The organism is Pantoea sp. At-9b (genome assembly GCF_000175935.2).
Classification (GTDB): Bacteria; Pseudomonadota; Gammaproteobacteria; order Enterobacterales; family Enterobacteriaceae; genus Pantoea.
This window is the reverse complement of the sequence record NC_014840.1, coordinates 314,343-321,080: the sequence shown is the minus strand read 5'-3', so window position 1 is coordinate 321,080 and position 6,738 is coordinate 314,343. Positions and strand designations below refer to the sequence as shown.

Below are 6,738 nucleotides of genomic sequence, written 5' to 3'. Positions count from 1 at the left end.
AAAACAGTGAGATGGTTTTTTTCACTGTCGCACAGTGCGGGTGGCATTGCGCGGAACAGCACAGCCGATCCGACAACCTGTTGAACAGCTCACAAAGCTACAGGCCACTGCCGGGTGCGGGGTAATTGTGTTGTTTCCAACAATTGGTCTGGCGATTGTTTCTTCTTTGTTCTGTCTGGCGACGGCAGGAAAACAATAAACATATATTTATCAATGTATTATCCAACCTGGTACGGCTGGTATGTTCTCTGCACTGTTTTCTGAGCAATCACACCAAACCAACAGGAGACATACGATGACCATGCGTCAATGTGCCATCTACGGCAAAGGTGGTATCGGCAAATCCACCACTACTCAGAACCTGGTCGCTGCGCTGGCGGAGATGGGCAAGAAAGTCATGATTGTGGGCTGTGACCCCAAAGCGGACTCAACCCGTTTAATCCTGCATGCCAAAGCACAGAACACCATTATGGAAATGGCCGCAGAAGTTGGCTCAGTGGAGGACCTTGAGCTGGAAGATGTGCTGCAAATCGGCTACGGCAACGTGCGCTGCGCCGAATCCGGCGGCCCGGAGCCAGGCGTCGGTTGTGCCGGTCGTGGCGTCATCACCGCCATCAACTTCCTTGAAGAAGAAGGTGCCTACGTACCTGATCTCGACTTTGTCTTTTATGACGTGTTGGGGGATGTGGTGTGTGGTGGTTTTGCCATGCCCATCCGTGAAAACAAAGCGCAGGAGATCTACATCGTCTGTTCCGGCGAAATGATGGCGATGTATGCCGCCAACAATATTTCGAAAGGGATCGTGAAATACGCCAAATCCGGCAAAGTGCGCCTCGGTGGGCTGATTTGTAATTCACGCCAGACCGACCGAGAAGATGAGCTGATCATCGCGCTGGCGGAAAAACTCGGCACCCAGATGATCCACTTCGTTCCTCGCGACAATATCGTGCAGCGTGCCGAAATCCGCCGTATGACGGTGATTGAGTACGATCCGACCTGCAAGCAGGCCAATGAATATCGCACCCTGGCGAGCAAGATCGTCAACAACACCATGAAGGTCGTCCCGACGCCCTGCACCATGGATGAGCTGGAAGAGCTGCTAATGGAGTTCGGCATTATGGATGCGGAAGATACCAGCATCATCGGCAAAACCGCGGCGGAAGAGAACGCGAACTAACAGGAATAGCCCATGAGCAATGCAACAGCCGATCGTAATCTGGAGATTATCCAGGAGGTGCTGGAGATCTACCCGGAAAAAACGCGCAAGGAACGCCGTAAACACATGATGGTGACCGACCCGGAAATGGAGAGTGTCGGGAAATGCATCATCTCCAACCGCAAATCACAACCTGGTGTGATGACCGTCCGTGGCTGTGCCTATGCCGGTTCCAAAGGGGTGGTGTTTGGACCAATCAAAGATATGGCCCATATCTCGCACGGCCCCATTGGCTGCGGCCAGTATTCACGGGCCGGACGCCGTAACTATTTTACCGGGATCAGCGGGGTCGACAGTTTTGTGACCCTCAATTTCACCTCCGATTTTCAGGAGCGTGACATCGTGTTTGGCGGGGATAAAAAACTCACCAAATTGATTGAAGAGATGGAGGAACTGTTCCCGCTAACCAAAGGGATCAGTATTCAGTCGGAATGCCCGGTAGGACTGATTGGCGATGATATCTCCGCCGTGGCGAAAGCCAGCAGCACGGCCATCAACAAACCGGTGGTGCCGGTACGCTGCGAAGGCTTTCGCGGCGTATCGCAGTCGCTGGGGCACCATATCGCCAATGATGTGATCCGTGACTGGGTGCTGGACAACCGCGAAGGGCAACCCTTTACCACCACTCCCTACGATGTGGCGATTATTGGTGACTACAACATCGGCGGCGACGCCTGGGCCTCCCGTATCCTGCTGGAGGAGATGGGGTTGCGGGTGGTAGCGCAGTGGTCTGGCGATGGCACGCTGGTGGAAATGGAAAACACCCCGTTTGTGAAACTTAATCTGGTGCACTGCTATCGCTCGATGAACTACATCTCGCGCCATATGGAAGAGAAGCACGGCATTCCGTGGATGGAATACAACTTCTTTGGTCCGACCAAAGTGGCTGAGTCGTTACGCAAAATCGCCGACCAGTTTGATGACCAGATTCGTGCCAATGCCGAGGCGGTGATTGCCCGCTATCAGGCGCAAAACGACGCCATCATCGCGAAATACCGGCCACGGCTGGAAGGCCGCAAAGTGCTGCTTTACATGGGGGGGCTGCGTCCACGCCATCTGATTGGTGCTTATGAAGATCTGGGTATGGAGATCATCGCCGCCGGTTACGAGTTCGGTCATAACGACGACTACGACCGTACTTTGCCGGATCTGAAGGAGGGCACGCTGTTGTTCGACGATGCCAGCAGTTATGAGCTGGAAGCATTTGTCAAAGCGCTCAAGCCAGACTTGATCGGCTCAGGGATCAAGGAAAAGTACATTTTCCAGAAGATGGGCGTGCCGTTCCGCCAGATGCACTCCTGGGACTACTCCGGTCCCTATCACGGCTATGACGGCTTTGCCATTTTTGCCCGTGATATGGATATGACCCTAAATAATCCCGCCTGGGGCCAGCTTACAGCGCCCTGGTTGAAGTCCGCCTGACATCTCTTATGCAATCCCGTCAGTTCACCGATTTGTGGCGCGGGAGGAGAATACCATGAGCCAGACTGTTGATAAGATTCATAATTGTCATCCTTTATTCGAACAGGATGAATACCAGAAACTGTTCAGTGGCAAACGTTCTCAGGAAGAAGCCTGGGATCAGGCACGGGTCCAGGAGGTCTTTCAATGGACCACCACTGCCGAATACGAAGCCCTGAATTTCAAACGCGAAGCGCTAACCATTGACCCGGCCAAAGCCTGCCAGCCTCTTGGTGCGGTGCTCTGCTCGCTGGGATTTGCCAACACCCTACCCTACGTACACGGGTCTCAGGGGTGTGTGGCTTATTTTCGCACCTATTTTAACCGTCATTTTAAGGAGCCGGTGGCCTGCGTATCAGACTCGATGACTGAGGATGCGGCGGTGTTCGGCGGCAATAACAACATGAATACCGGGCTGCAAAATGCCAGCATCCTGTATAAACCGGAGATCATCGCGGTCTCCACCACCTGCATGGCCGAGGTCATTGGTGATGATTTGCAGGCATTTATCGCCAACGCCAAGAAAGACGGTTTTGTCGATGCCAGCCTGCCGGTGCCCTTTGCGCATACCCCGAGTTTTATTGGCAGCCATATCACCGGCTGGGACAATATGTTTGAAGGTTTTGCCAAAACTTTCACGGCAGATCATGAGGCGCAACCCGGCAGAATTCCCCGTCTGAATATGGTGACTGGCTTCGAAACTTATCTGGGCAATTTCCGCGTGCTGAAACGCATGATGGCGCAAATGGCGGTGCCCTGTAGCCTGCTGTCCGATCCTTCCGAGGTGCTGGACACCCCGGCTGATGGGCATTACCACATGTATGCCGGAGGCACCACACAGCAGGAGATGCGCGAGGCCCCCGATGCCATCGATACGTTGTTGCTGCAGCCCTGGCAACTGGTGAAAAGCAAAAAAGTGGTGCAGGAGATGTGGAACCAACCTGCGACCGAGGTGCAGATCCCAATGGGGCTGGCCGCTACCGATGACTTGCTGATGACCGTCAGCCAGTTGACCGGCACAGCCATCCCCGATGTGTTGGCGCTGGAACGTGGCCGTCTGGTGGATATGATGCTGGATTCCCACTCATGGCTGCACGGCAAAAAATTCGGGCTGTTTGGTGACCCGGATTTTGTTATGGGCTTAACCCGTTTTCTGCTGGAGCTTGGCTGTGAACCCACCGTGGTGCTGTGTCATAACGGCAGCAAACGCTGGCAGAAAGCCATGAAAAAGATGCTGGAAACGTCACCTTACGGCAAAGAAAGCGAGGTGTTTATCAACTGCGACCTGTGGCATTTCCGTTCACTGATGTTCACCCGTCAGCCGGATTTTATGATCGGTAACTCCTACGCCAAATTCATCCAACGCGACACCCTGGCAAAAGGCGAACAGTTTGAAGTGCCGTTGATCCGTCTGGGATTCCCCTTGTTCGATCGCCACCATCTGCATCGCCAGACCACCTGGGGTTATGAGGGTGCCATGAGCATGCTGACCACGCTGGTGAATGCGGTGCTGGAAAAAGTGGACAAAGACACCATCAAACTTGGCAAAACCGATTACGGCTTTGACCTTATTCGTTAATGATCATGCGCCCCGCCCGAGGCGGGGCTACAGGGGGAGATGATGCCGAGGGTGATTTTTCGCCAACGTGGCGCAGATTTGTATTGTTATATCGCCAAACAGGATCTGGAGGCCAGGGTGACGCAGGTCGAATATGACACACCAGAACGCTGGGGCGGGGCTGTTGCGCTGGAGGGTGGACGTTGCTATTACGTCAGTCTTCAGCCGGGGCGGCCGAATTTTCCTGTTAGCCTGCATGCCAGTCGCGATGCACAAATTCAGGGGGCGGATAATGTCTGACAACGATGTGCTTTTCTGGCGCATGCTGGCGCTGTTTCAGTGCCTGCCAGAGCTACAACCGGCGCAGATCATGACTTGGCTGACTCGCGAACAGGATGAAGCGTTAACTCCTGCGCGCCTGGCGGCTTACACCCAGCGTCAACTTGAAGCCTTCTTTCCGGCTGAAGATGTGTTGATGTCGCCCGGACGCTGGTCACGGATTAAATCCTGCCTGCGCGGTGAGTTACCCTTCCATCTGCGTGTCCAAAACAGTTCCCAGCGCAAGCCGCAATTGTTGGTGGCGTTTTGTTCGCAGGATGGTCTGGTGATCAATGGTCATTTTGGTCAGGGGCGGTTGTTCTTTATTTACGGCTTTGATGATGAAGGCTACTGGTTGCATAGCTTACGTCGTTACCCCTCTGCGCCTCAGGAACAGGAGCCAAATGAGGTTCGGGCAAAACTGCTGGGTGACTGTCAGCTGTTGTTTTGTGAGGCGATTGGCGGCCCCGCAGCGGCCAGACTGATCCGCCATAACATCCATCCGATGAAAGTGTCATCCGGACTCGCCATTTCCACCCAATGCGACAACATCAACAAGCTGCTAGCCGGGCAACTGCCTCCGTGGCTGGCAAAACGACTCAACCGTACCAATCCGCTGGAAAGTCGTGTTTTCTGATCCACCTTCGGCCTCACGGGAAGTGTTCTGTCTTGTGAGGTCCCTGCCGTCATTGTCTGCTTTGTTGCAAAAGTGACAACATTTTCTCTTTTAAAATCAATGCGCATTAACTGGTCTGTGATTTGCAACGGCTAAGCTAACCCAATCAGTCAATGAGGTAATTATGAAGGGGAATGAGATTCTGGCACTGCTGGATGAGCCTGCCTGTGAACACAACCAAAAGCAAAAGTCCGGCTGTAGTGCGCCCAAGCCAGGGGCGACGGCGGGTGGCTGTGCCTTCGATGGTGCGCAAATTACGTTGCTGCCGATTGCTGATGTGGCGCATCTGGTTCATGGCCCAATTGGTTGCACCGGCAGCTCCTGGGATAATCGCGGCAGCTTTAGCTCGGGAGCGGTGATAAACCGGCTGGGCTTTACTACCGATTTAAATGAGCAGGATGTGATTATGGGGCACGGCGAACGTCGCTTATTTCATGCTGTGCGCCATATCGTCAATCGTTACCATCCGGCGGCGGTGTTTATCTACAACACCTGTGTACCGGCCATGGAAGGGGACGATATCGAGGCGGTGTGTCGGGCGGCGGCAACGGCTACCGGCGTACCGGTGATCGCCATTGATGTTGCCGGTTTTTATGGCAGCAAAAACCTCGGTAATCGTCTGGCCGGTGAAATGATGGTGAAGCAGGTGATTGGCGGGCGTGAGCCGGCTCCCTGGCCCGATAACTCCCCTTTCCTGCCGGAACATCGTCACGATATCGGGCTGATCGGTGAATACAATATTGCCGGGGAGTTCTGGCATATCCAGCCGTTGCTGGATGAGTTGGGCATCCGCGTGCTGGGCACGCTTTCCGGCGACGGCCGTTTTGCTGAAATACAGACGCTGCACCGTGCGCAGGTCAACATGCTGGTGTGCTCACGTGCCTTAATCAACGTGGCGCGTGCGTTGGAACAGCGTTACGGCATCCCGTGGTTTGAAGGCAGTTTCTACGGGGTGCGTGCGACCTCGGAATCCCTGCGCCAGTTGGCTGCTCTGACCGGTGATAACGATCTGATGCAGCGCACCGAAGTATTGATTACACGTGAAGAACAGGCTGCTGAACTGGCGCTGGCCCCCTATCGCGAACGTCTGCGTGGACGTAAGGCGTTGCTCTATACCGGTGGCGTGAAGTCGTGGTCGGTAGTGTCAGCGTTGCAGGATCTTGGCATGACCGTGGTTGCCACCGGCACGCGCAAGTCCACCGAAGAGGATAAACAACGCATCCGTGAGCTGATGGGTGACGATGCCTTGATGCTGGATGAAGGAAATGCCCGCACCCTGCTTGATGTGGTCTACCGCTATCAGGCGGACATGATGATCGCCGGTGGACGCAATATGTATACCGCCTACAAAGCGCGCTTGCCGTTCCTCGATATCAATCAGGAACGTGAACATGCTTATGCGGGCTATCAGGGCATCATTACGTTGGCGGAGCAATTGTGCCAGACGCTGGAAAGCCCGATATGGTCACAAACCCATGCGCGCGCGCCGTGGCATTAACCGCAGGAGCA

At 54.5% G+C, this 6,738-nt stretch carries 6 protein-coding genes; all 6 read left to right on the top strand.

Going from position 1 to position 6,738, the window contains the following annotated elements; all coding sequences use genetic code 11:
* The first annotated feature begins 295 nt into the window (after window positions 1-295).
* Entirely contained in the window at window positions 296-1,177 is an 882-nt protein-coding gene (gene nifH / locus PAT9B_RS27300; protein WP_013512514.1) for a nitrogenase iron protein, read from the top strand.
* 12 nt (window positions 1,178-1,189) lie between these two features.
* Complete coding sequence (nifD, locus tag PAT9B_RS27295; RefSeq protein WP_013512513.1) at window positions 1,190-2,638, top strand: nitrogenase molybdenum-iron protein alpha chain; 1,449 nt, start codon at window positions 1,190-1,192, stop codon at window positions 2,636-2,638.
* Between the two features lie 55 nt (window positions 2,639-2,693).
* Entirely contained in the window at window positions 2,694-4,256 is a 1,563-nt protein-coding gene (nifK, locus tag PAT9B_RS27290) for a nitrogenase molybdenum-iron protein subunit beta (protein WP_013512512.1), read from the top strand.
* Window positions 4,257-4,298: 42 nt separating this feature from the next.
* A complete protein-coding gene (locus PAT9B_RS27285; protein WP_041526252.1) occupies window positions 4,299-4,535 on the top strand; it encodes a NifT/FixU family protein in 237 nt (78 codons plus the stop codon).
* The gene (locus PAT9B_RS27280) at window positions 4,528-5,190 is read left to right on the top strand and encodes a NifB/NifX family molybdenum-iron cluster-binding protein (protein ID WP_013512510.1); all 663 of its coding nucleotides are present in this window, start codon (window positions 4,528-4,530) and stop codon (window positions 5,188-5,190) included. The genes PAT9B_RS27285 and PAT9B_RS27280 overlap by 8 nt, the downstream gene beginning before the upstream one ends.
* Window positions 5,191-5,353: 163 nt before the next feature.
* The gene (gene nifE / locus PAT9B_RS27275) at window positions 5,354-6,727 is read left to right on the top strand and encodes a nitrogenase iron-molybdenum cofactor biosynthesis protein NifE (RefSeq protein WP_013512509.1); all 1,374 of its coding nucleotides are present in this window, start codon (window positions 5,354-5,356) and stop codon (window positions 6,725-6,727) included.
* The last annotated feature ends 11 nt before the right edge of the window (window positions 6,728-6,738 follow it).

Excerpts from the sequence above, each read along its gene's own strand:
- nifH (WP_013512514.1), top strand. The coding sequence starts at position 296 with ATGACCATGCGTCAATGTGCCATCTACGGCAAAGGTGGTATCGGCAAA.
- nifD (WP_013512513.1), top strand. The coding sequence starts at position 1,190 with ATGAGCAATGCAACAGCCGATCGTAATCTGGAGATTATCCAGGAGGTG.
- nifK (WP_013512512.1), top strand. The coding sequence starts at position 2,694 with ATGAGCCAGACTGTTGATAAGATTCATAATTGTCATCCTTTATTCGAA.
- PAT9B_RS27285 (WP_041526252.1), top strand. The coding sequence starts at position 4,299 with ATGCCGAGGGTGATTTTTCGCCAACGTGGCGCAGATTTGTATTGTTAT.
- PAT9B_RS27280 (WP_013512510.1), top strand. The coding sequence starts at position 4,528 with ATGTCTGACAACGATGTGCTTTTCTGGCGCATGCTGGCGCTGTTTCAG.
- nifE (WP_013512509.1), top strand. The coding sequence starts at position 5,354 with ATGAAGGGGAATGAGATTCTGGCACTGCTGGATGAGCCTGCCTGTGAA.